Origin of the sequence: Shouchella hunanensis (genome assembly GCF_028735875.1) — a bacterium.
In the GTDB taxonomy this organism is placed as follows: domain Bacteria; phylum Bacillota; class Bacilli; order Bacillales; family Bacillaceae_D; genus Shouchella; species Shouchella hunanensis.
Map to the genome: position 1 here is coordinate 394,633 of NZ_CP117834.1, position 24,991 is coordinate 419,623.

26 protein-coding genes and 1 tRNA gene are annotated in these 24,991 nt (G+C 39.9%); 5 read left to right on the plus strand and 22 right to left on the minus strand.

Annotated features, from left to right (window positions below; genetic code table 11):
• The first annotated feature begins 222 nt into the window (after positions 1–222).
• Entirely contained in the window at positions 223–1,155 is a 933-nt protein-coding gene (locus PQ477_RS02140; protein WP_035397556.1) for a manganese-dependent inorganic pyrophosphatase, read from the plus strand.
• Positions 1,156–1,179: 24 nt separating this feature from the next.
• Here the strand turns inward: PQ477_RS02140 and PQ477_RS02145 are convergent, their stop codons facing one another.
• From PQ477_RS02145 to PQ477_RS02205, 13 genes are all read right to left on the minus strand, one after another.
• The gene (locus PQ477_RS02145; protein WP_246117212.1) at positions 1,180–2,355 is read right to left on the minus strand and encodes a Ger(x)C family spore germination protein; all 1,176 of its coding nucleotides are present in this window, start codon (positions 2,353–2,355) and stop codon (positions 1,180–1,182) included.
• Between the two features lie 5 nt (positions 2,356–2,360).
• Positions 2,361–3,818, minus strand: a complete 1,458-nt coding sequence (locus tag PQ477_RS02150; protein ID WP_274272893.1) for a spore germination protein — start codon at positions 3,816–3,818, stop codon at positions 2,361–2,363.
• Positions 3,805–4,908, minus strand: coding sequence for an endospore germination permease (locus PQ477_RS02155; protein ID WP_035397563.1), 1,104 nt, complete (start codon positions 4,906–4,908; stop codon positions 3,805–3,807). Before PQ477_RS02155 ends, PQ477_RS02150 begins: the two co-directional genes overlap by 14 nt.
• A 107-nt stretch (positions 4,909–5,015) precedes the next feature.
• Entirely contained in the window at positions 5,016–6,383 is a 1,368-nt protein-coding gene (locus PQ477_RS02160) for a GntP family permease (RefSeq protein ID WP_035397566.1), read from the minus strand.
• A gap of 87 nt (positions 6,384–6,470) precedes the next feature.
• Positions 6,471–7,469 (minus strand): 4-hydroxythreonine-4-phosphate dehydrogenase PdxA, encoded by a 999-nt coding sequence (gene pdxA, locus PQ477_RS02165; RefSeq protein ID WP_274273535.1) that lies wholly within the window; start codon positions 7,467–7,469, stop codon positions 6,471–6,473.
• The gene (locus PQ477_RS02170; protein WP_144559406.1) at positions 7,469–8,767 is read right to left on the minus strand and encodes a four-carbon acid sugar kinase family protein; all 1,299 of its coding nucleotides are present in this window, start codon (positions 8,765–8,767) and stop codon (positions 7,469–7,471) included. Before PQ477_RS02170 ends, pdxA begins: the two co-directional genes overlap by 1 nt.
• Before the next feature lie 20 nt (positions 8,768–8,787).
• On the minus strand, positions 8,788–9,555 hold the full coding sequence (locus PQ477_RS02175) for a DeoR/GlpR family DNA-binding transcription regulator (RefSeq protein ID WP_246117044.1): 768 nt from the start codon (positions 9,553–9,555) through the stop codon (positions 8,788–8,790).
• 205 nt (positions 9,556–9,760) lie between these two features.
• Positions 9,761–9,833: transfer RNA gene (locus PQ477_RS02180), tRNA-Ala, on the minus strand.
• Between the two features lie 112 nt (positions 9,834–9,945).
• The gene (locus PQ477_RS02185) at positions 9,946–10,107 is read right to left on the minus strand and encodes a hypothetical protein (protein WP_158332046.1); all 162 of its coding nucleotides are present in this window, start codon (positions 10,105–10,107) and stop codon (positions 9,946–9,948) included.
• 61 nt (positions 10,108–10,168) lie between these two features.
• Entirely contained in the window at positions 10,169–10,585 is a 417-nt protein-coding gene (locus PQ477_RS02190) for a YugN-like family protein (RefSeq protein WP_035397575.1), read from the minus strand.
• Positions 10,586–10,683: 98 nt separating this feature from the next.
• Positions 10,684–12,030, minus strand: a complete 1,347-nt coding sequence (locus PQ477_RS02195; protein WP_274272894.1) for a glucose-6-phosphate isomerase — start codon at positions 12,028–12,030, stop codon at positions 10,684–10,686.
• Between the two features lie 66 nt (positions 12,031–12,096).
• A complete protein-coding gene (gene ddlA, locus PQ477_RS02200; RefSeq protein WP_060703746.1) occupies positions 12,097–13,200 on the minus strand; it encodes a D-alanine--D-alanine ligase in 1,104 nt (367 codons plus the stop codon).
• A gap of 112 nt (positions 13,201–13,312) precedes the next feature.
• On the minus strand, positions 13,313–14,476 hold the full coding sequence (locus PQ477_RS02205) for an iron-containing alcohol dehydrogenase (protein ID WP_144559408.1): 1,164 nt from the start codon (positions 14,474–14,476) through the stop codon (positions 13,313–13,315).
• 171 nt (positions 14,477–14,647) lie between these two features.
• Between PQ477_RS02205 and PQ477_RS02210 the strand changes: the two genes are divergently transcribed.
• Positions 14,648–14,881 (plus strand): DUF378 domain-containing protein, encoded by a 234-nt coding sequence (locus PQ477_RS02210; RefSeq protein WP_035397578.1) that lies wholly within the window; start codon positions 14,648–14,650, stop codon positions 14,879–14,881.
• Positions 14,882–14,910: 29 nt separating this feature from the next.
• Here PQ477_RS02210 and yugI read toward each other — a convergent pair whose 3' ends face one another.
• From yugI to PQ477_RS02235, 5 genes are all read right to left on the minus strand, one after another.
• On the minus strand, positions 14,911–15,324 hold the full coding sequence (gene yugI, locus PQ477_RS02215; protein WP_035397581.1) for a S1 domain-containing post-transcriptional regulator GSP13: 414 nt from the start codon (positions 15,322–15,324) through the stop codon (positions 14,911–14,913).
• Positions 15,325–15,403: 79 nt separating this feature from the next.
• Complete coding sequence (locus PQ477_RS02220; protein ID WP_035397583.1) at positions 15,404–16,537, minus strand: DEAD/DEAH box helicase; 1,134 nt, start codon at positions 16,535–16,537, stop codon at positions 15,404–15,406.
• A gap of 14 nt (positions 16,538–16,551) precedes the next feature.
• On the minus strand, positions 16,552–17,331 hold the full coding sequence (thiM, locus tag PQ477_RS02225) for a hydroxyethylthiazole kinase (protein WP_035397611.1): 780 nt from the start codon (positions 17,329–17,331) through the stop codon (positions 16,552–16,554).
• A 28-nt stretch (positions 17,332–17,359) separates the two neighbouring features.
• Positions 17,360–18,553, minus strand: coding sequence for an aminotransferase (locus PQ477_RS02230; RefSeq protein ID WP_274272895.1), 1,194 nt, complete (start codon positions 18,551–18,553; stop codon positions 17,360–17,362).
• Positions 18,553–19,050 carry an Lrp/AsnC family transcriptional regulator gene (locus PQ477_RS02235; protein WP_274272896.1) on the minus strand — a complete coding sequence of 166 codons (498 nt, stop codon included), beginning with the start codon at positions 19,048–19,050 and terminating at the stop codon, positions 18,553–18,555. Before PQ477_RS02235 ends, PQ477_RS02230 begins: the two co-directional genes overlap by 1 nt.
• A 129-nt stretch (positions 19,051–19,179) precedes the next feature.
• Between PQ477_RS02235 and PQ477_RS02240 the strand changes: the two genes are divergently transcribed.
• A complete protein-coding gene (locus PQ477_RS02240) occupies positions 19,180–19,728 on the plus strand; it encodes a cysteine hydrolase family protein (protein WP_274272897.1) in 549 nt (182 codons plus the stop codon).
• A 64-nt stretch (positions 19,729–19,792) separates the two neighbouring features.
• On the opposite strand, the gene PQ477_RS02245 is transcribed toward PQ477_RS02240, so the two are convergent.
• Entirely contained in the window at positions 19,793–20,263 is a 471-nt protein-coding gene (locus PQ477_RS02245; protein WP_035397590.1) for an S-ribosylhomocysteine lyase, read from the minus strand.
• Between the two features lie 122 nt (positions 20,264–20,385).
• On the opposite strand from PQ477_RS02245, the gene PQ477_RS02250 reads away from it, so the two are divergent.
• The gene (locus tag PQ477_RS02250; RefSeq protein WP_035397592.1) at positions 20,386–21,210 is read left to right on the plus strand and encodes a YihY/virulence factor BrkB family protein; all 825 of its coding nucleotides are present in this window, start codon (positions 20,386–20,388) and stop codon (positions 21,208–21,210) included.
• Positions 21,211–21,280: 70 nt separating this feature from the next.
• The gene (locus tag PQ477_RS02255) at positions 21,281–21,553 is read left to right on the plus strand and encodes an HU family DNA-binding protein (RefSeq protein ID WP_035397595.1); all 273 of its coding nucleotides are present in this window, start codon (positions 21,281–21,283) and stop codon (positions 21,551–21,553) included.
• Positions 21,554–21,587: 34 nt separating this feature from the next.
• On the opposite strand, the gene PQ477_RS02260 is transcribed toward PQ477_RS02255, so the two are convergent.
• The 3 genes from PQ477_RS02260 to PQ477_RS02270 form a co-directional block, all read right to left on the minus strand.
• Complete coding sequence (locus PQ477_RS02260) at positions 21,588–22,913, minus strand: Na+/H+ antiporter family protein (protein ID WP_035397597.1); 1,326 nt, start codon at positions 22,911–22,913, stop codon at positions 21,588–21,590.
• A 120-nt stretch (positions 22,914–23,033) separates the two neighbouring features.
• Positions 23,034–23,315 carry a hypothetical protein gene (locus PQ477_RS02265; RefSeq protein WP_035397599.1) on the minus strand — a complete coding sequence of 94 codons (282 nt, stop codon included), beginning with the start codon at positions 23,313–23,315 and terminating at the stop codon, positions 23,034–23,036.
• 135 nt (positions 23,316–23,450) lie between these two features.
• Positions 23,451–24,935 carry a leucyl aminopeptidase gene (locus PQ477_RS02270; RefSeq protein ID WP_274272898.1) on the minus strand — a complete coding sequence of 495 codons (1,485 nt, stop codon included), beginning with the start codon at positions 24,933–24,935 and terminating at the stop codon, positions 23,451–23,453.
• Positions 24,936–24,991: the final 56 nt, after the last annotated feature.

Here is a 24,991-nt window from a genome sequence, read left to right on the forward strand (position 1 = left end):
AAAACTGTCGTTTGCTTGTCAAGAAGTTATGGCTAATTCTTGAACAACCCTTGTCCTTTTTACATCTCTTCTATTATACGCTTTTTAAATAGTAATGCAAAGCAAATCACGAACAAATATGAATTTTTGTCAGTAAACGTAGAAGGATGTCTTAACCTACCCTATTTGAACATGATATGATAGGGTAGATTATAACTTATGGATAAAAGGAGTCATTAACCAATGTCAAACCTGTTAATTTTCGGTCACAAGAATCCAGACACAGACACCATTTGTTCTGCTATTGCATATGCAGACCTTAAATCACAATTAGGCTTTCAAGTAGAAGCTGTTCGCTTAGGGGATGTAAGTGGTGAGACGGCCTATGCACTTGAAACGTTTCAAGTAGAAGCACCGCGTTTCATTGAATCTGCTTCTAATGAGACTAAAGAAGTCATTTTAGTCGATCATAACGAGCGCCAACAAAGTGTTGATGACATTGATGCCGTTCATGTTCGTGAAGTAATAGACCATCACCGCATCGCTAATTTTGAAACAGCAGACCCTGTTTATTATCGTGCAGAACCTGTTGGTTGCACAGCAACAATTATTTACAAAATCTATCAAGAAAAAGGGTTGTCCATTCCGAAACATATAGCTGGACTGATGCTTTCTGCTATCATTTCTGACTCCCTTCTTTTTAAATCGCCAACGTGCACTGATGAAGACGTAGCAGTTGCAAAAGAACTAGAGCGTATTGCTGAAATTGATGCTGCATCGTATGGCTTAAATATGTTAAAAGCAGGAGCGGATGTTTCTACCAAAACATCAAAGGAACTGTTGACAATTGATGCAAAAGAGTTCTCAATGAATGATTATTCAGTAGAAATTGCACAAGTGAATACCGTTGACATTCAAGATATTTTAACAAGAAAACAAGAGCTTGAGACGGAAATAAGCAGCACGATTAAAGCAAAAAACTTGGATCTCTATGTATTAATTATTACAGACATCTTAGAAAACAATTCCACAGCTTTAGTCATTGGAGAGAAAACGGCTGTTTTTGAAGAAGCCTTTAACACTTCCTTAACTCAACATATAGCGTCACTCCCTGGCGTTGTATCACGAAAAAAACAGGTTGTACCTCCGTTAACTGAAAGCTTTTTAAATAAATAAGAGTAGGCGAATGCCTACTCTTATTTATTGTTGTTCTGATTTCGGAACACGGTCACGGTAGAATTCATATTCTCCAGTATGCTCAATGACAGCTCTAACGGTAATGTTTCGGAGTGACGCCTCCGTTAATTCAAACGTCTGCTTCATCTGATTATAGCTTCTCACGTCACTTCGATAGAATTGATTTTCTAAGCTATATACATCCTTCTCATTATTCAGTCCAAGTAAATAGGTGTCTCTTACCTGTTTTTCAATCATCTTTTCCATCAATTGAAGAATCTCTTTTATTGTTCTTGATGCGCCTAGGGTTTCATCTGGTGGAAAATCTAAAAGCGAAGCATGTACATCTATATGAACATCAAAAAAGACTTCTCCATTTATCACTTCTGAATGAATACGATTTTTAGGACGAATAATATTCAATGCAGCAATGGTTTTACCGTCTTCTTCAATTTGAAGTGGGCTATTTTCAGTCTGGTTATTTAGCCAGCGCAAGCCCGCAAGCTGAAGATCGGTAAACAACTTTGGCTCACTATCGCCTTTTAATAAAATCGCTCCATCAGACGACATGGCATCCTTTTTCTTGTTATTATTGTCCTTTAATTCCTTTTTATTTATCCCTACCCTCGGTAACACAACAATGCGCCCTTTCTCCGCATAGTTTCGCATTAGCTGGTGCAACGTAATGGGTTCAATGAACGCTCGCTCTTTATAGACCGTATCTGGGTTAAACAGCTCAGTATGAACAATATCGCCATACATATTCGTCAATAGCAAGATTTCCTCTAGGCTCTCAGCTGTTCCAAAAACCCAAGGTGTTGTTCGGACTTGATGAAAGCGATACAATCCTTCATTAATCTCAATAATTGGTTCATGTTCTAGTGCTTTCATGCTGTAAACCAATACATTTACATGTCCCCAATGAAGCATTTGATTTGATTTGGAACTGAAGTTTTCGAGCGCCATCAGGATTGTTTCCCCCCGTGCTTCTGCTACCCATGCGCCTGAATCTACCTCACTCATTCCTTCTTGACTCACTGACAAATGGCTAAAATCAATGGATTGTGCATAAATGATATACTCATCTTCTTCTGAATCATAATCTATCCCTAGAGCTGTTACATACTGGATATCTTGAAGATCGAATGAATCCCAGCAACCACTTAAACCAATTGCTGCTAATGTTAAGACAATCATCATTCTTTTCACCGAAATTTCCTCCTTGTAGAGTCAACCGTTTTTAGATTGGCCGGCCTACGTTTCCGCCACTTCCACGGCTTTACAAAGACTCCGGAAATAAAATCTCTTTTGTTGAAAGGCGATAACGGCGATAAATACGGTAAACCAAATGACTCTAAACTTGCTAAGTAAACAATGATTGAAATCACAGCAATACAAAAACCAAACATACCTAAGAAGGCTGACAGCATCAAAACATAAATCCGAATGAGTGATACGGTTCCTGACAATACTTGGCTCGTTATTGCAAACGTAGATACTACGGTTAATCCTACAACCACCAACATTGTAGGTGATGTCAATCCTGCTCTAATGGCAGCATCTCCAATTATAAGACCACCAACGACAGCTAATGTTTGACCAACAGATTTTGGTAACGTGGTCCCAGCTTCCCTAAATAATTCAAATAAAGCAATCATGAGAAAAATTTCCAAAACAGAAGATAAAGGTAAGCCTAATCGAGAGACATAAATTGTAGCTAAAAAAGGGAGAGGGAGTTGATCAACATGAAATGTATTTAATGCAATCCACAGTCCCGGAAGAAAAAGCGCAAGTAGTAATCCAGTCATTCGTAAAAGCCGCTGAAAACCAACAGAAATGAATGAGTTATGTAAATCCTCGGCTGTCTTCAATAAAAACATTAAATTAACAGGTGCAATAATTCCACCTGGAGAACCATCGATCAATATAGCCACGCGCCCATTGTCCAAACAGGAAGAAATAAAGTCTGGTCGACTTGAATAGACCGTTAACGGAAAAAACGTAAATTTTGTGTTCGTTAATCGTTCCTCTACTTCAGCTAAACTTAAAACAGCATCAGTATCAATTGCTTCAATTTGTTTTCTTACTTCATTTAGTATCTCATCACGCACAATATCTTTCATATAAAGAAGGGATAGTTGCACTTGTCCCCTTTTACCAACTATATAGGATTCGTTAACGAGGGAACTAGTACGAAGTCGCTTACGAACAAGTGCAATGTTCTCTTCAACATCTTCGGTAAAACCATCTCGTGGGCCTCGAAAAGAAATTTCTGTGTTTGATTCCTCTGGTTTTCTTTTTGGAAATTGGGGTAATTCGATTTCAATAAACTGTTTATCCTGCTGATCATTAAAAAGAATATAACCTGAAAAAATTCGTTGTATGACGTCTTCTTCATTCGCATCTGCAGCAACCTTTTTCGCTTGGAGATGATGAATGGCTGAAGCATGTTGAAAAAAATCAGTGTCCGCTTGCTCAAACACCCTATACATAAGAGGAATTGTTTCAGTGTTCAATGCCTTAACATCCACAATAGAATGACAGTAAATCACCTCAACCTCATAGGGAGGCTGCTCACGAAATACAATTCGTTCTACAACAATATCGTCATTAATCGCTAGCTTTTGTTTAATTGAATCAAAGGAAAGTTTAGAAGGATACATGATCTTGGTTCCTCCTTTTTTTAGGTTTTTTCACCTTTTTAAAACTTACTAACCAGAGCCAGATCAGGACAATAACTGCAAACAAAAGTGAAAATGGCATATAAAAACGGCTCAAGTAAACGGAAAAAACAGGTTCATCTAAAGGGATGAAAATGGTCAGCCATAGTAAAACACATAGTGTCGCAATCGTTATGAATCGAGCTTTAGGCGATTCCTTCCCTAACAAATCGGCAGCAATATACAAGGCAACTGCTTGTCTTGTAAAAGCACCGGCTAGCCATTGAAAAATTGAAAAAAAGTCTAGCCTCGTTAAATATTTTCCAAGCTCTAAAATTCTCCACTGTGAAAAAGCAGGATACTTCATTCGCTGCGCTTCTTCAATTCCAAAAATCGTAATTGCCCCTACAAGTGGGCCTAACGCAAGACCAAATAATAAGAAAGCAACGATATATAAGTGCGATTTTTTTAATTTTGTGCGCGCACGATGTTGAACGAAAAGAAGAAAAATTAGTTCGGCAAAACCACACGCTGCGAGGAACGCACTTAAAAACGTTTCAGTATAGCCATTTTCAAACAGTGGGACTAAGAGCGAATAATCCTTTTCTTTTAGATTCCCTATCCCTACTAAAAAACCGAATGAAACAACGATTGGTAGTAAAATTCCTGCAGTAAACGCTATCGTTCGAATCCCACAATAAGCAGCAACTCCGCAAAGCAATAAATAGGGGAGGGCTAAAACAGGATTCGGTGTTAAAAGTAAGTATGTACTGGTTGTCCAACTGATGGTTGAATACAAAGTTGTATAACTAAACACGGTTAAATAGAGGAACAGTAAGAAACCAAAAAGAAATGCGCTCACTTTTGTTGAACGAGCACTAACGAAATCCATAATATGTTCTTGCTTTGTTTTTTTGCTTATAAAGACGATAATGGGTATCCAAAAAATTAGGAATAATATGGAAACCAATACACCTACCCACGAATCTTTTTCACCAAACTGTAAAAGAATTGGCATCATGATAACGTGATTCATTAATCCACTTGAGAGCAATATTAACGGAAACAGTTGAAACATCGTAACAGATCGCAATTCTTTCACCTCATTTTAGTGGACTGTACCGTTATCATTCCAGAGTTGAATGAATTTATTCAACTACAAAAAAGCTCGCATTCATAAAAGAATGCGAGCTTTTCCTTCTAAAAGAAGAAATCAGCAATGATAAGCATGATTAGTGAAACAAACCAAGCAATTGTTGTTGGAACCGACCAAACAAGAATTTGTTCTTTTGCTTGTTTTATGCCAATTGTCCGGTTCACAACCCAGAAAAGACTATCATTAAAATAAGAGAAAAACAGTGAGCCTAGCGCAGCTGCTTGAGCTGCCAATATCATGTTTACATCCATCCCTGCTAGAATAGGGGCTGTTATCGATGCAGCTGTAATCATCGCAACAGTTCCGCTACCTTGAATAAAGCGGACTAGTGTAGCAACAACAAATGGTAATAAAATCGCCGGAATTCCTGTATTTACGACAATTTCTGCAATATGGTCGCCAACACCCGTTGAACGAAGGACGAAGCCTAATGCACCACCTGCACCAGTAACAAGTAACACAATACCTGCTTGCTTAATCCCTTCCTCCATTCGATCGAGTGCTTCTGAACGCTGAACGTGTCCAAATAGTCCATAAATCGCTAGTAATACACCAATTCCTACTGCAATGACAGGTGATCCAAAGAACTGTACATATTCAACCCACATACCACTTACGTCCATAGCGGCAGTCGTCGTGTTTAAAAAGATTAAGAAAACCGGTACAAAAATGGGTAAAGCTGATCGTAACAATGACGGTAAATCTTTATTCTCTTTTTCTTCAATCCAATCTTCAATTGTCACTTCTTTTTCAGGACGAATCCAATCCATTCCATCTTCACTTGGAATTTGGTAAATTCGCTTTCCTAACCATTTCGCATAGAGTACCATCGCAATAACGATCGGAATGGCGAACAGCATACCTGTAATAATCATCCAACCAATATCAATATCAAAGATTCCAGCTACGCCTAATGGACCGGGTGTCGGGGGAACCGCACTGTGGATAACAACCGCACCACCAGCTAATGCAACAGCCAGCGTTACGATAGAGCGCCCTGTTTTCTTTGATAACGCTTTCGCAAGTGGACTTAAAATGATGAATGCCGAGTCAACAAAAATTGGGATAGACACAATATAGCCAGTGAGAGCCATCGCCCACTCTTCTTTTCGTCTTCCTAGCCACTTTACGACGGTGTAAGCTAACCGTTCAGCTGCTCCTGAAACTTCTAAAATACGTCCCATCATAACACCGAAACCGATGACAATCGCGATGGAGCCTAACGTATTTCCAAAACCTTGTGTGATGGCGTCTACAACGGCAGTTGGTGTCATACCGCCAACTAATCCAGTGATCGATGCCGCAATAATTAGTGCTAAAAACACGTGAACCTTTGTTTTCACAACCAAAAAGATTAAAACGATAATTGCAATGACAAGACCTAGTATCATTTGTGTACCAGATACGTCCATTTTTCTGTCCTCCAATACGCGTAAGCGCTTTAATTGTTACTAATTTGTGTGAAGGGCTCGTTACAGCCCTTCACGATAACTCTTCTTTTATTTCCCTACAAAATGTGGCGCGTATTTTGCAGCTAATTTAATGGATTCTTCCATAGAGACAGAGCTTGCAATACCTTGCCCAGCAATATCAAAAGCGGTTCCATGATCAACGGATGTTCTAAGGAACGGTAGACCGTTTGTGATGGAAATAGTACGGTGGAAGTCTGTCATTTTTGCTGCAATATGCCCTTGATCATGATAAAGAGAAAGAACTGCATCATAACGTCCATTTAAGGCTTGGAAGAATACAGAGTCAGCCGGTACCGGACCAACGGCATCAATCCCGCTCTCTTTCGCAAGCTCAATGCCAGGTTTAATCTCATCCATTTCTTCCGTACCAAAAAGTCCATTTTCTCCGCTATGTGGGTTCAATCCCGCTACAGCAAACTTACGATTTTCTACGCCCAACTGTTGCAGCGCAGCGTCGCAACGAACAAGATAATCATGTACGCGCTCTTTTGTCATTTGTCCAATGGCATCTTTTAAAGATAAATGACGAGTTAAGAAAAAGATTCGCATGTTGCGCACTTCGAACATCGTTAAAGGATCATCAATGTCGGCAATACCGGCTAACATTTCAGTATGACCAATGTAAGGAACCTTTGCTGCTTTTAAAGATTCTTTGTTTATAGGTGCTGTTGCCATTGCTTGAGCTTCATTGGATTGACACAGTTCAGCTGCATGCTTAATGTATTGAAAAGCGGCCTCACCATTCGCTGCATTTACTTGACCGAACTCATATTCTGGTAAATCAGGAAAATCAATGATATCGACAGTCCCAAACTCACCCTTTGCTTCACTTGGCTTTTCAATCTTATTTAATGTGAAATTAACTTCTTTTACTGAAAATAAGTTTTCTAATACTCTTGCATTCCCTATAACAACTGGTGTGCATAAATCATAAATCTCTTTTTTATTTAAAGAACCAAGAGTAATTTCTGGTCCAATTCCTGCTGGGTCTCCCATTGTAATGGCAATAACTGGTTTCATTCTCATCATCCTCCTATTTTTGTTGACGCTTGATCAATAAACTTTACACATTCATAAATGGCTTTCTTATCGCCAATTAATCCACCTTTTGTCACAACAGGTAATCCGTCGAAATAGCCCCCATCAAAGGTGCCATATGCTGCTAACGGCATCACTTCATCCTTTAATGCAATGCCATTTGCCCGTCCTAAAGCACAAACCGAAGCGGTTACATCTCCGCCACTTGTAAAACAGCCTGCGTATGACATTTGCTCTTGTGTAAGCAGTTTTCGACTAATCGTCGCTAACCCATCGGTAATACGCTTGGCAAGGGCATCTGCACTTTTTCCTTCTACAAGTGCCTTTTCTTTTAAAGGAACAAGCTTCTGCCCGCTTTTATGAGTTGTTACAATCAGAATTCGGTCTACCTTCGATTGCTCTAGCGCCGCATGTGTTGCACGTTCTACTTCTTCATCCCATGTCTCGGTGTAACTCGCAAGCTTTTCTGGATCAACATAAACAGGGGTTGATCCTGTTTTGTCGATTAAATAAGACAACTGCTCCCCAGTTAAACTTGTTGCGCTCCCTACAGAAACAAGAATCGTGCCATTTTGCTGTTCTTTTTGAACCATTGCCCGCGCGTAATTCGCCGTTAATGGTCCCGGATCTGCACAAAGAATGGTTCTTTTCAATAACGTTAATGCGTTAGCCACTTTCTCAACCTGCTCGGTCGTCATCGCATCAACAACCATCACTCGTTTACCTTTGTTTATTTCCTGTTGTAAGCTGTTGCAAATGTCTGATTCCGCTTTCATTACTGTACTCAAGGGCACAAAACCAACTTGATGAATCGTTTGTTCCGCAAGTAAATCTGGTATAAAGGATTCAGTAATCGGAGCAATTGGATCTTTTGACACATAGGTTTCTTGCAATGGCACACCATCTAATAAAAGATACCCACCTGCCATTGTTCTTCCTGATTCCGGAAATGACGGCATCACGACGCTGATGGCGTCTTCTGGCATTAATGCGAGCATTTCATCAATCTCGATGCCAATGTTTCCACGGAATGTACTATCAATTCGCTTCGTGAAAATATCTGCTCCCCATGCTAACAACTCATTCATTGCCCGACTGACACGTTGTTTTGCAATTGGTTGATCAATATAACGACTATCCGTATCCATTACCACGGCATCGAAATAACTATTAGCTGGTAAGCTTGCACTATGAACAATCGTCGTCGCTTGAAAGCCTTGCTTTACTAGCTTGACACCGGATGCATTAGCGCCAGTTAAATCGTCTGCGATTACGCCAACCTTCATGTCGCTCGAACCCCTTTCTTCTACTCTACTAAGTCAACTTGAATAACATTTTCATGATAGTGCTCAAGTCCATTCAACGATTGATCTTTATTTGTAATAATGCCTTCTACTTTATTAAGTTCACTCACATGTGCAAATGACTTCTGTTCAAACTTACTTGAATCACAAAGCAACCACGTCTCTCGTGCCGCTTCAATCATTAATTGCTTCATTCTCGCTTTTTCTAGCGTCGGTGCCATAACGCCTAACGCTGCGTGTACCGCGTGAGCACCAAGTAAAAACAAATCAACGTGGATGGATTCAATTAGCGCTTGCGCTTGACTACCGTAAAGAGCGCCAACATCTGCTTGTACTTCACCGCCGGTCACAATGCACGTTACGGAAGAGTGTACGAGTTCAGCCGCAATCTTAATGTCATTTGTCACCACCGTTAAATCAGCTCGGTCTTTAATTAATCGCGCTACTTCAAGTGTCGTCGTACCTGAATCCAAGAGAATGGTTGAATTTGGTGCAATTAGCGCAATTGCTCTTTGTGCTATTTTTCTTTTTGCTTGCAGTTGTTCTACTTCTTTTCTGGCATAAGGTGTTTCTCGAATTAACGCTTTTTGTGGTACTGCTCCACCAGGTGTACGAATGACTTGATTTTCAGCCTCTAACTGGCTTAAATCTCTCCGAATCGTCATTTGTGACACTTGAAGCTGCTCTGCAAGCTCGTCTATTTCTACTTTTCCTTGTTCATCTACAAATTGTTTTATAAATGCTTTTCTTTCTTTCGCTTTCATGTTCATTTATAACACCTTTCATTGTTAATTTAAAACATATTTCGACATATGTCAACATAATTATGTTTATTTTTATCAATAACATGTGATTTATTTTCACAAAAGACGTTAGAATGTTTATTTTTATCAATTTAAGTATAGCAGAGAACAGAAAGAATATCATAGGTGCATAAAAAAAGTACTTTCTTTAAAGAAAGTACTTTTTTTAACATGGAGCCTAGGGGGCTCGAACCCCTGACCTCTTCGCTGCCAGCGAAGCGCTCTCCCAGCTGAGCTAAGGCCCCTCATTCATATAAAATTACAGTATGTATTGTCTGCATTCAATTGCACTCTCATAATATAGCATATGCGTCACTCAGACGACAAGACGTTTCATTCACTTTTTCTACAAAAAGATTACCCTAACAATACCCCAATTCCGTACCATAATACACCTGCCACTACGCCGACAAATCCTGCTTGAATGATGACTTCTCCTGTTAATTTCTTTGTTTTAACAACATCCAAAATCAGCCAACCAAAAAAAACAGCCAATGCAAGGACGATAGCATCTACCATAGCGATCCCTCCAACTTCTGTTTTTACTTTAGCAAGAAGCTAGAGGGACTGCAACTAATAACTAGATATGAAAGGTCTGTTCGACTTCTTCAAGTAGATTTTTTGCGGTGCTTACGTACTTTTCGTCCACTTCTCCATCTTTATCAATGGGACGTTGAAATTGATTTATGAGTCCGTCTACTGCTGGAGGAACATAGCCACCAATGCCTTCATCTGTATTACCATCTTGATAAACATGATTTAACAAATAGGGTTTTCCTAATTTAAAGACCGCGCCACTTGAGCCCACTTCCCCTTCTACGGCAGTAAATGGTAACCGTAAAAACGTATATCCTCCCTCTTCGGAGAGCTTGTAATCGTAATAGCCATGATCATAATCCCAATTTCCACCTAGATCGTAGCCAAGCGGCGTTAACAGCGATTCTAATTCTTTTGCCTTTACGACTTTTCCTTCTATTTTTGATGAAAGCTCGATCATTCTTACCGCCCCTAACATTTTTATTTATTAGTGTGTGAGGCTTCTTGGAACTTATACATAAAAAAAGTACGGATGACAATTCATCCGTACTTCGCCTTCTAGAGACGTTTTTCGAGCTCTTCTTTTTCTTTTTCAAAACCTGGCTTACCAAGTAGTGCAAACATATTTTTCTTATATGCTTCCACGCCTGGTTGATCAAATGGGTTTACTCCCATTAAATAGCCACTTACCGCGACTGCTTTTTCAAAGAAGTACACGAGATAACCAAACGTATATTCATCAAGTTTTGGTATGGATACGATTAAATTTGGTACTCCACCATCTGTATGAGCGAGCATTGTGCCTTTAAACGCTTGCTTGTTCACAAAATCCATCGTTTCACCAGCAAGATAGTTTAAGCCATCCAAGTCTTGATCTGCTTTTTCAATCTCAATATGCTTGTCCACTTGCTCCACATGAAGGACCGTTTCAAACAAGTCTCTACGTCCATCTTGTACGTATTGACCCATTGAATGAAGATCTGTCGAGAAGTCTACTGATGCAGGATAAATCCCTTTTTGATCTTTGCCTTCACTTTCGCCGAATAATTGCTTCCACCATTCGGAAACAAAATGTAGCTGTGGCTCGTAATTCACCATTAGTTCAATGGTTTTTCCTTTATTGTAAAGAACATTACGAACAGCTGCGTATTGATACGCTTCATTTTCTTCTAATGTCGGTGACGTATATGCATTTCTAGCTTCTTGAGCACCTTTCATCATTTGCTCAATATCAAGACCAGACACGGCAATAGGCAATAAACCAACTGCTGTTAAAACAGAGAAGCGTCCGCCAACATCATCAGGAATAACAAATGACTCGTAGCCTTCTTCGTTTGCCAGTGTCTTAAGCGCACCTTTTTCTTTATCCGTTGTTGCATAGATACGCGTGCGCGCTTCTTCTTTTCCGTATTTCTTTTCTAAGAAGTCTCGGAAGATGCGAAAGGCAATGGCTGGCTCCGTCGTTGTTCCTGACTTAGAAATAACATTAACGGAAACATCCTTGCCTTCAAGAAGGTCGAATAAGTCACGAATATAGGTGGAACTAATATTTTGACCAACAAAAATGACTTGTGGTGCATTTCGTTGTTCATTTGATAAAACATTAAAAAACGAATGGTTTAATGCTTCAATTGCCGCTCGTGCACCTAAGTAAGAACCGCCGATTCCTGCAACAATGAGCACATCTGAATCTTGACGAATTTTCTTTGCTGCTAACTGTATACGTGCAAATTCCTCTTTATCATAATCGACCGGTAAGTCAATCCATCCCAAAAAGTCATTCCCTGCTCCCGTTTTTTCGTGAAGGGCTTGATGTGCAGTTGTCACTTGGTCTTGCAATTGCTTCATCTCATGCTCTCCGAAAAAGGAAAGTGCCTTACTGTAATCAAATTGAATATGTGCCATAAAAAAGAGCCTCCTTCTATTCGGTACTTCATAAATGTACCGAAAGGAGGCCAAAAACACAAGTCATCAGCGCTCAAATACAGAACTCTTGAGTAGTTTGTCTTGCTCGTGTCGTTCAATGGCTAAGTCAATTAACGTAGAAATTAAGTCTTGGTATGATAAACCACTTTCTTCCCAGAGCTTTGGATACATACTGATTTTTGTAAATCCTGGTAATGTATTAATTTCGTTAATGATGACTTCGTTTTGGTTTGTTAAAAAGACATCCACTCTTGCTAATCCTTCACAATTTAGTGCTTGGTACGCACGTATGGCGATGTCTTGAATAGTTTTACTTACTTCACCGGTTAAATCAGCTGGGATTGCTAATTTGGCACCGTCTTCGCTAATGTACTTTGCATCGTATGAATAAAAACCATCTTGAGGTAAAATTTCACCACAAACACTTGCTTTTGGGTGATCGTTTCCTAAAACAGCACATTCAATTTCTCGACCAACAACAGCCGCCTCAATTAAAATTTTGTGATCATAGGAATAAGCAAATTCAATTGCCTCGTTAAATTCTTTTTCATTCGATGCTTTACTTACACCTACTGAAGAACCTTGATTGGCCGGTTTAATAAAAACAGGCATCCCGAGATTTTCTTCAATTGTTTTAAAGTTAATTTGCTCTTTTGTACCACGAGTAAAACTAACCCCTGTTGCAACGTTTAAGCCAGCTATTTGAAGCAGCTTTTTTGCAACGTCTTTATCCATACTTACAGCCGAGCCTAAAACATTTGAGCCAACAAACGGTAAATTTGCCAAACGCATCATGCCTTGTAAGGACCCGTCTTCTCCAAGTGTTCCATGAACGATTGGAAAAATAACATCTAGTTGTCCAAGGGCCGTATTTTGATCGACTGGCTGAAGTTGATTGGACTCTTTCCCAGGCATAAAGGATACACCTTGATTTGATTTATTAAGCTCGATTAGAGCGGGGTTGTGTTCATTTAATAAAAAGTTCGTGGCTTCATTTAAGTGCCATTGTCCTTGTTTATCAATACCAATGAGTGTTACATCAAAACGATCTTTATCAATGGCGTCTACGATGTTTTTCGCCGACTGTAGCGATACTTCATGCTCAGCTGATTTTCCACCGAATATAATTCCTACACGTGTTTTTGCCAAACCCTTCACTCTCCTTCCCGTTTATTATACACGGAAAAGGCTTGTTACAGAATGAGAAAAACGTAATGAAAAAAGACAGTCCCATTTGGACTGTCTTTTCTGCAGACATTCATTAAAGTGCTTGCTTTAAAATTTCTAGTGCTTCTGGGCGACCTATTTTATGGTAGTTACCGAAAATACCGTTCGCACTTGCAATATCTGCAATTTCATCAAGCTGATCTTCTGTAATAGTGTAATCACTTAGAGCGGTAGGTGCACCTAAAGCCGTCCAGAATGAAGCAAGTTTATCAATGCCTTCTAAAGCGGCATCTCGATCTTCTTTTCCAGAACGATCGACTCCAAATACCCGTTGTGCTAGTTGCGCGCCTCTTTCAGGGTTTACATCAACACTATGTCTCATCCAGTGAGGGAATAAAATAGCAAGACCGCCAGCATGTGGAATATCTGATACCGCTGAAACAGCATGCTCTAAGTTATGTGATCCCCAGTCACCGCGAGCCCCCATTTGCGTAATCCCATTTAGTGCCATTGTACCACTGTAAAGAATCGTTTCTCTTAAATCAACATCGTCTAGGTTGTCCAGTAAATCTGGCGCTGCCTCCATAACAGTTGTAAGAATCGATTCACAGATACGATCTTGTAACGGTGTGTTTTCTGCAGGGTGAAAATACGCTTCTAAAACGTGAGTCATCATATCGACAATACCGTATACCGTTTGATCTTTTGGAACAGACACTGTGTTTTCCGGATCTAAAATAGAGAAGTTCGGGAACGTAAAAATACAACCCCAGCCAATCTTTTGGTGGGTTTCCCAATTTGTTATAACAGAACCAGAGTTCATTTCTGAACCGGTAGCTGCTAATGTTAAAATCGTTCCAAAAGGCAGGGCATCTTCAGCAAGTTCCTTTTTAGTAATGATGTCCCATATGTCACCATCATATCGAGCACCTACTGCAATTGCCTTTGTTGCATCGATAACACTCCCACCGCCTACAGCTAAAATAAAGCCAATGGCGTGTTCTTTGCACAAATCAATTCCTTTTTGCACCGTTGTTAAACGAGGGTTTGGTTCAACACCTGCAAGCTCTGTCACATTGCAACCTGCATATTCCAACTGCTGTCTTACTTTGTCATACAAGCCATTATTTTTTATGCTGCCACCACCATAAACAAGTAGCACATTTCGATCATAGACAACAAGCTCATCTGCTAAGCTTTCTGTCTTTCCTTGTCCAAAAATTAATTTTGTTGGGTTATAAAATGTAAAAGCGTCCATTAAGGAGCCTCCTTTTTAATTTATCCACATCTATCGTAGCGCGTTTTTATTATTTCCGCAAAGACAATGCTTCATTATTGGCAGACATCACCTAACATAAACACGCCCATTCTATCCCATTCTAAGAGGAGCACATCATTACTGTGCACAATCATTAGGAGGTGAAATCGAATGAGCGGAATTCAAAAAACAGCTTTAGTATTAGCCATTATTGGTGCCATCAACTGGGGACTAATTGGATTCTTCCGTTTTGACCTTGTTGCTTTTATTTTCAATGGTCAAGCATCAGTCATTTCTCGACTTATTTATGCTTTAGTCGGATTAGCAGGCCTTTACGCTATTTCCATTTTATTGAAGCCTAAAGAAGAATTAGGCAGAGACCACGAAGTCGAGCCACAACGATAAAAACAGCTAGTTTTCACTAGCTGTTTTTTTTATTTCTTCGCGCGCTTATTCAGATCTGCTTGAATTTCGTTAGACTGCTTTAACCATTCTTTTAACTTGTCTTCTAATGTATTAAAGCCTTGTTGTTTCTGTTGAGGCGCTTGAGGTTTACGCGCGCCACCGCCCGTATTAGCACGTGGCTTCGCTTGTGGACGAGCAGGCGCCTCTTGCGTTGCACGGATTGATAAAGAAATCTTTCCAGATTCTTGATCTACTGACATCACTTTTACTTTGACTTCGTCTCCTACTGTTAATACATCTGCAATATCTTTCACATAACCGTGAGCAACTTCAGATATATGAACAAGTCCTTGTTTTTTTTCATCGATCGCAACAAAGGCACCGAACGGCTTAATTCCCGTTACTTTCCCTTCGATAATGCTACCTTCTTCGTAATTAGACATTAAACACAACTCCTAAACAATGATTTAACCTTTTAATTTTACCATAGGTTTCGCTATAGCGCAAAGTCTGATCAATTGTTTATTGTGTGACCAAGGCCCCATTTTGTAAAATTGCGTTCGTAATCGTAATTGCTAACCGTTTTTCATATTTATCTTTTAAATACTGTTCTTGCTCATTAAACAAAGAAATCACTTTCCCTGCCTCGTTTACTCTTCCTGTTCGTCCAGCCCGATGAAGATAGCTTTCCACAGAACGAGTTGCATTTAACTGGATAATATGGGTTACTTTTTCAACATCAATTCCTCTTGCCGCCACATCTGTTGCTACTAGAATAGTGGCTGAACCATTTTTAAACTGAGAGATCGCTTGTTCTCGCTCTATTTTTGTCTGTTCAGACGATAACCCTACAGCTTCTATCTTACGGTATCGTAACTTATCGACTGTTTCCACTAATCGCTCTAACTGATTCACAAACACAATGCCTTTTGTAATTTGCTCAGCATGAATGATTTTTCGAACCGTATCAACTCGATCACGCTCTTCAATAGTGAGCGCCACATGTTCGATTTGTTCTGGCAGTGTGGACGTATTCTCTTCAACTTTTTCCACTTGAGGAGAAAATACCTTCAGTCTATCCTCTAGACCTTTTGGGATCGTTGCCGATGCAAACAACCCCTGCGCATTATAGCCAAGACGTTTTCCTAGCTCTTCGACGTCTTTCCACGATTCTTGCTCTTCTACGAGTCGATCAACTTCATCAAGCACATACAGACGCACATTAGTTAGTTTCAGTTTCTTTAAACGGACGAGCTCCATTACTCTTCCTGGTGTTCCAACCGCAATATGCGGCTTGCTTTTCTTTAGTTTTTCAACTTGACGGTTGATATTCGCTCCACCAATAAATGCCATTGACGTTATGTCTGTATTAGCTGTGACTTCTTTAATAACCGTTTCAATTTGGACAGCAAGTTCTTGAGATGGAGCGATAATGATTCCTTGTATGGTTTGTTCCTTTGCAGCGATCGCAGAAAGCAATGGCAATACATAAGCAAGCGTTTTTCCCGACCCAGTTTGTGATCGAAACATTAAGCTTTCGCCTTGAATTGCTCGAGGAATGACAACATCCTGTATAGGTGTCGGTTCCTCAATTCCTTTCTTTACTAAATTGGCTCCTATTTGTTCTGGTAAATCCATGGTTAATTGTTTAATCATACTTAACTCCTCTATTATAGCCATTCCATTCGGTAAAACGGTTCTGCTTCTTCTTCTGATAACGTGCTCAATGCATCTAAAAATTCCAACTGAAAAGAAGCAACGCCTCGATCACTTGCTTTTGCAAAGGCACGTTCTGCTGCGACTCCATAATGAGCAAGTCCTTCTGCTGCAGCTTTAATCTTGTCGTCCCTATTAATAGCTAAGTAAGCCGCTAGGACACCACCTAATAAACATCCTGTGCCGACTACACGTGTTAGCCACTCATGTCCATTTTTTATCGTGACCGTACGGGACCCATCCGTCACAACATCTTGCTCACCCGTTACAACGATAAGGGTATTTAATTCCTCTGCTGCACGTTTTGCTAGGACAACCGGGTCTGTTTTAATTTGGGCATCTACCCCTTTTACAGTCCCTACTTCTCCTAAAATTGCTGCTATTTCCCCTGCATTTCCCCTAATTAAGGTGATATCAACGTGCTGTAAAATCCGAGCCACCAATTCATTGCGAAACGATGTCGCTCCTGCACCAACAGGATCAAGAATAACAGGTGTTCCTTTTTTATTCGCTGCTTGACCAGCATGTATCATTGATTCAATAACAGTTTCAGACGGCGTTCCAATATTTAACAGAAGCGCATCTGCCGCTTCTGCCATTTCATGTGTCTCTTCTTTTGCGTAAGCCATCACAGGTGAAGCACCAATAGCAAGAAGTCCATTAGCAGTGAAATTTGTTACAACTAAGTTAGTCATACAATGAATTAATGGATTCTGTTGTCGAAGTGTACTCATACATAACGATCCTTTCTCATAAAAAGCTTTACGTTTCCTTTTGCCAGTCATGCTTTTTCAAAAACCGCCCGACCCGATGAAGAGCCTCTTCTAAATTCTTTAGAGATGTAGCGTATGAACAGCGAATATGCCCTTCGCCACCTTCACCAAATACGGAACCAGGCACCACAGCAACTCGTTCTTCTATAAGTAGTTTTTCCGCAAACGCCTCAGAAGATAAGCCTGTATGTTTAATTGATGGAAATGCATAAAATGCACCGCTTGGCTTATGACATGGCAAACCAATCTCATTTGCTGTTTTCACAAAATAGTTTCGTCGCTGTTGATAGGACAACTTCATTTTTTCTACATCTTCCATACCGTTTACTAATGCCTCTAACGCCCCGTATTGTGCCATCGTCGGCGCGCACATTAAGCTATATTGGTGAATTTTGAGCATGGCTTGCAGGAGATCAGGAGGCGCAAGAACAAAGCCAAGTCTCCATCCTGTCATTGCAAATGCTTTTGAAAACCCATTGATCACAATCGTTTGATCTTTCATACCTGGTAATTCTGAAAAGCATGTATGCTCGTCGTCGTATGATAGTTCAGAGTAAATTTCATCTGAAAATACAATTAAGTTATGCTTCTGAATGATTGCGGCTATTTGTTCTAACTTTCTTCTATTTAAGGAAGCGCCAGTCGGGTTATTCGGGTAACAAATCATAATGGCCTTCGTTTTTTCAGTGATCACTTTTTCAATATCAGCAGGATTAACTTCAAAATGATTTTCTGCACTTGTTCCAACCGAGATAGGAACTCCACCAGCAAGGGTTACGAGCGGTGCATAAGAGACAAACGTCGGTTCCACAATAATGACTTCATCACCAGGATCTAAAATGGCTCGCATCCCAATATCAATGGCTTCACTTGCACCAACCGTTACAAGAATTTCTTCTTCCGGGTTATAGTGAACGCGATAACGCTGTTCCATATAAAGCGAGATCGCCTGTCGAAGTTCTGGTAAGCCAGCGTTTGCTGTATAAGCGGTAAACCCTCTTTCTAAAGAAGAGATGCTTGCTTCACGTACATTCCAAGGCGTTACAAAGTCAGGTTCTCCAACGCCTAGGGAAATTATATTGTCCATCTTAGATGCCAAATCAAAAAAACGTCGAATGCCTGACGGCTGAATACTTGATACTTTTTGTGATAAGCGCTCTTTTTTAATAACAGTATGTTTCATTACGGTGTCACCACAATTCTACGGTCTTCTTCAGGTTCTTTAAAGATGACGCCATCATGTTTGTAGGTTTTCAACTGAAAGTGCGTCGTTGTTGATAAAACCGAATCAATTGTAGACAAGCGCTCCGAAACAAAACGAGCCGTTTCTTGCATTGTCCTTCCTTCCACAACGACTGATAGGTCATATGCTCCTGACATTAAATAAAGGGCCTTCACTTCTGGAAAGCGATAAATTCGCTCAGCAACTTCGTCAAATCCGACGCCTCGCTTAGGCGCGACTTTCACATCAATCATCGCTGTGACTGCTTCTTGGACAGGAAGCTTTGCCCAATTTACAACTGCCGAGTAACTTAAAATTACGTTATTGTTTTCTAATTCTTCAATATACGAATCGACTTCTTTCGCAGTCAAATCAACCATCTTTGCGATTTTCTCTGAATCAATTCGACCATTTGCTTCTATAATTTGCAAAATCTCAATTGATTTTTTATCAAACATAGCCATCTCTCCTCGCCAAATCCTTCTCCTAAAGAGTAATTATACATTGTTTGTTTATCCTAATCATAACATAGGAATTTCCCAATCTCTTGTTTAAAATTAAGGGATCCTTTAGGAGTGTACACAACAATGGATAAACAGACTGCCTTACTTATTATAGATATGATCAATCCGTTATCTTTTGAGCATGGAGAAGATATCTATCCACAGACAAAAGAGACCGCTGAAAAGATCGCCTTACTAAAAGATGCAATGAAAGCACGAGGTTGTCCAATACTTTACGTAAATGACAACTACGGTAAATGGCAATCCGACTTTAACCAACTTGTTTACGACATTAAAACAAGTCATGAGTTGGGCGCCACTATAGCTGCTCGCCTCGAACCAACCGAAAACGATTATTCTGTCATTAAGCCGAAGTACTCTGGTTTTTTCAACACACCACTTCACTTGTTATTAGAACATCTTGAGGTACACACCCTTGTCTTAACAGGTATTGTTGGAAATATGTGTGTACAATTTACAGCGAACGATGCGTACACGCTTGAATACTCGCTCGTTATCCCCCAAGATGGCATTGCTAGCTTTACACAAAAAGACACGGATGTCGCCTTGCATCACTTTAAACACATATTAAAAGCGGACGTCCGACCCATTCAAACCTGGATAAAGAAATAGAAAAAAAGCGCAACCCAAACGGTAGCGCTTTTCAAATATGTGCTAAATACTAGGTGAACGATAGTTAAAAAACTTGCTTTAACTTTTCTTTATCTTCTGCAAGCCATTTCCGCATTCTTTCTTTTGTTCCTTCTAAATCATGTAGAATGGCCTGACCGCACTCTTTTTCTGTTGCAGCAGGAACTTGTTCTGTTTGAAGAGAATAAGTCATAGTCTTTTCGAGAACATCAATAATTTCAGCTACAGTTGGTGTCCCACTCATAATGAGATAGTAACCAGTTTGGCAGCCCATTGGGGAAATATCAATCACATCAAAATGATGATACTCCTCAGAGAAACGACGAATGTTAATAGCTAATAAATGTTCCAAAGTATGAATGACGTCAGGTTTAAGCGCGTCTTTGTTTGGCTGACAAAAACGAATATCAAACTTATTTACTTCTCCATCCGTTCCGATTTTGTGTGTTCCGCAATGTCGAACGTATGGCGCTTTTACTATTGTATGATCGAGCTCAAAGCTTTCTACTGATGGCATTTGCTACACTCTCCTTTCGTATTCGTTTATAGTATAAAGGATAGAAGTCTGTCCTGTCGAAGCTTTGATGGATTTTAACGAATTAAATTTAGTAAGAGGGTTTACCTCTTTAGGAGGAACGAATGAATTTCAAGCTTTTTTTCAAACAATTAATAGAACAAATTAAAAAAGACCCGATTCCCGATTTAGCCGCAACCCTGTCCTTTTATTTCTTGCTCGCTATATTTCCTTTGATGATCTTTGTGCTAGCAGGCGTATCCTTTTTTGATATTGACAATGACCAAGTTTCAGAGATGATTACCGATTTCTTTCCTGGTGAAATTGGCATTACCTTTAGTGAGATTGTGTTAAATACCATTGGTGAGCCACAAGTTGGTTTGTTTTCCATCGGCATCATTGGCACGCTTTGGTCTGCATCGAATGCCATTAATTCTTTTATTCGCTCTGTTAACCGCGCGTACAATATCGAGGAAACGCGTCATTTCTTGCGACTACGAGGAACTGCTATTGTTCTTACAGTCGCAATGGTCATCGTTATTATTATTACCCTTGCACTACCTGTATTTGGCAGTCTTATTCTTGATTTCTTAGAGAACTTTTTATCTGTTCCATCTGAATTAATCGCTATCCTTAATAATCTTCGTTGGGTTGTCGCTGTTATTGTGATGATATTTTCACTTATGGTGCTTTACCGTATTGCGCCGAACAAGAAGTTGCAATTAAAAGATGGTTTCCCAGGAGCTGTTGTTGCTACTATAGCGTGGTTGCTTATCTCGTTTTTCTTTTCTCTTTATGTAAATGATTTTACCAACTTTGAAAGTACATACGGACCACTAGCTGGTGTGATCATTTTAATGTTTTGGTTCTTCTTAACAGGCGTTATTTTAATTATTGGTGCAGAGATTAATGCCACTCTCCATCAAATGAAGAAAAAAAACGACCGATAATGTATAAACTTTTGACAGCTGGGCATGATGGTACCAGTAATTAACTTATACGTTTTAAGGAGTGTTCGTTATGAATAAAACAGAATTAATTAATTCACTTGCGGAGCGTGCAGAACTTTCTAAAAAAGATGCAACAACTGCCGTTAACAGTATGTTCGATTTAATTGCTGAGTCATTAGGAAAAGGCGAAACCGTTCAACTGATTGGATTTGGAAACTTCGAGGTTCGTGAACGTGCCGCTCGAAAAGGACGTAATCCACAGACAGGTGAAGAAATTGATATCTCTGCAACGAAAACACCTGCTTTTAAAGCAGGTAAACAGCTTAAAGACGCTGTAAAATAAAACAAAACGCAGTCGCTGACTGCGTTTTGTTTTTTTATAAAATTAAAGCTGCAATCCAGCCTACGAAGAATAGAGGAACCGTTAAATGAAGAAAAGTAGGCACACAAGTATCCCATATATGGTCATGTTGCCCGTCTGCATTTAACCCTGCTGTCGGTCCTAACGTGGAGTCGGAAGCAGGCGCACCTGCATCGCCAATTGCTCCAGCTGATCCGATAATTGAAATAATGGCCAGTGTCGACAATCCAACCTCTAAACCGAGAGGCACAAAAAGCGTCGTAATAATGGGGATGGTCGAAAAGGAAGAACCAATTCCTAACGTAATGATTAAGCCTACCACCATCATAAGAAGAACAGCAATGACTTGGTTCCCGTCGATCATATCCGATACATTTGTAACTAAACTTTCCACGTGCCCGGTTTCACGAATAACAGCTGCGAAGCCGGCAGCAGCTAGCATGACAAACCCAATAAAACCCATCATTTTAATTCCTTCAGACATCACTTCATCGGTTTTTTTCACTTTAACAGCACCTGAAACAAATAATACGAGTAAGCCTGCTAAAGCAGCTGGAATCATTGAATCGCGATAAAAGCTCTGAACGACGACCGTTACAACAACAGCAAAAACGGCTAATGATAATGACGTTACACTATAAGTTTTTGTTTCATCATTGTTTTCTTCCGATAACGGCACATTTTTATAAATACGGCGCTGACGATACGTAATAAATACAGCAACCAGTAAACCAATGAATGTACTAATTGTTGGTAGAAGCATTGCCTCTGGAATTAAATCAATATTAATTGAAAGTCCGCTTGCTTCCATATTATCTGCTATCGTCTTATGAAAAATCTGCCCAAATCCATAAGGCAATAACATATATGGCGCTGTTAAACCAAAGGTTAAGATGCAAGCAATTAACCGTCGATCCACTTCTAACCGATTGAGAATAAGTAAAATAGGTGGAATTAATATAGGAATAAATGCGATGTGTACTGGCACAGCGTTTTGGGACATACACGCCACTGCAAGCAGCATTAAAAACAATAACATTCTCGTTAGCGTATCACGGTCACGATCCCCTTTACGCTTCATCCAAATTTGCAAACGATCAACTAAAAAGTCTGGTAAACCTGTTCTAGATAATCCAATTGCGAATGCCCCAAGTAGCACATAGCTAAAGGCAATCTCAGCATTTCCGCCAAGTCCACTTCCATAAATTTCAACCGTATCTGAAAATCCTAATCCGCCTATAAGCCCTCCAATTAAAGCCGAAAGCGTAATGGCTAGGACAACATGCACCCGAGCCAAACTGAGTATAATCATTAAAACTACTGCAATAATAACTGCATTCATAACCATCATCCTTTAGTCTGATAAATCACTAAAACATTTGTCTAACTTATCACCCTTTCCTTACTTTTGTCAAGACGAAAAAAACCGAAAGGCTTTTAGCCTCTCGGTTTTCTATACAGTTTATATTGCTAGGATTTTTGTAAAAGATAGTGATTTATCGCGACACCCTTTTAGCTGATAAGAGACTTTATCGCCTTCTTGAATCGATAATTCAACGGTCTCCGTAAAAGAAGCGTCATTTGTTGCGAAAAGTTTATGGGTTCCTGCCGGTACTTCAATCGTCATTTTTTGCCTACGTTTTAACGATCCTACAAAGTGATCATTAATAAACACTCGATATTTTCGATTTGCGGCATAAAGCTCACGTGCACACTTTATCTCCACATAAGCAGTATCAATCATTTTGTTCCCCTTCCTCTTACAGAAACGTTCTGCTTGAATAGGTTCCACTCATTAATACCCTTCATTATAACGATATGCTTCTTACGGTACAAGTATTAATATCTATTTATCTGTTTACGATTTGTTAATCGCTTTTTAGGAATGAGCCACGAACCATGCAAGCGTTCGCGCCATGATACCTGTTGCTCCAGCTGGTCCAAGAGACGATCCTTTGTCTTTAGAAGCTGTTCCAGCAACATCTAAATGTACCCAAGGTGTAGAACCGACAAACTCTCCGATAAATAAGCCTGCTGTAATGCTTCCACCTGCTCGGCCAGGAGCATTATTCAAGTCTGCTACATCACTTGTCTTAAGCATATCCTTGTAAGGTTGGCTATTTGGGAACGCCCATACAGGTTCACCCGTTTCTTCACCAGCGCGTCTTACACGTTCCATTAGCTCATTATCATTTGTTACCGCTCCTGTTGTATCATGTCCGAGAGCCACCACGCATGCTCCTGTCAATGTTGCAACATCAATGAGACGTGTCGCACCAAGTTGGACAGCATATGCCACACCATCGGCGAGAATGAGTCGACCTTCTGCATCTGTATTTCGTACTTCTATTGTTTTCCCATTCATTGCTCTTAATACATCGCCAGGCTTCATTGCCGAACCATTTATTAGGTTCTCACTAGAAGGGATGACACAAAGAACATTTTGCTTCGGCTTTGTTTGACCAATGATATCCATTGCACCAAGAACTGCTCCAGCTCCGCCCATATCTGTTTTCATGGTATGCATATTGGCAGCAGGTTTAAGAGAATACCCACCCGCATCAAAGGTTAATCCTTTTCCAACGAGTGCCGTCACTTCTTTACTTTCTTTATTCCCGTTATAGCGCATAACGATCATTTTTGCTTTTTGATCACTTCCTTGCGAAACAGCGAGAAGCGCGCCCATGCCAAGAGATTCCATCTCATCTTCTTCGAGCACATCATAGTCGAATCCATGTTTTTCAGCAAGTACTTTCGCTTCATAGGCAAGGTCTGTTGGCGTTAATAAGTTACCAGGAATATTAACTAATCGGCGAGCAGTGTTAGCGCCCTCCCCATATGTATATCCAAGCTCTGCCTGTTTTGTGAAACCTTCTTCGTCTACGTAAAAACTAACGGCCGAAAGGTTTTTCTTCACTTCATTACTTTTTTCTTTATACGTCACTTTATCGTAAGAACTTAAAGCAAGAGCTTCTCCAAACGTAAAGGCAACCTCGTCAGTTGATAAACTTCCTTGTAAAAAGCTATCGACGATAAATCCAACTTGTTCTACTTTTTCTTTCTTTAGTTTCAGTCCAACGTTTCCAAGAGCATTACGCAATTCGTCTTTGTGTAGCTCTCCTTGAACCCCTAAATAAACCGCATAAATTTTTTTTACCCCTAACGTCCCAAGAGTAAAAAAGTCTATACATTCTCCTTTTTTTACAGGAAACGATTTCTGCTTTGACAATTCGGTTAACTGATGATTCATTTCACGATCAATTGCTTGAACCCCTGGTGTAAACTCACCTTTACTCCAAACGGCTAATACGAGCACATCCTCGTCTAATTGCCCTACATTCCATTGTGCTTTTTCCTTAAACATCCTTACAACTCCTCTCTTTAAAAACTAGTATAGCATGTAAAAAAAATGTCTCAAAC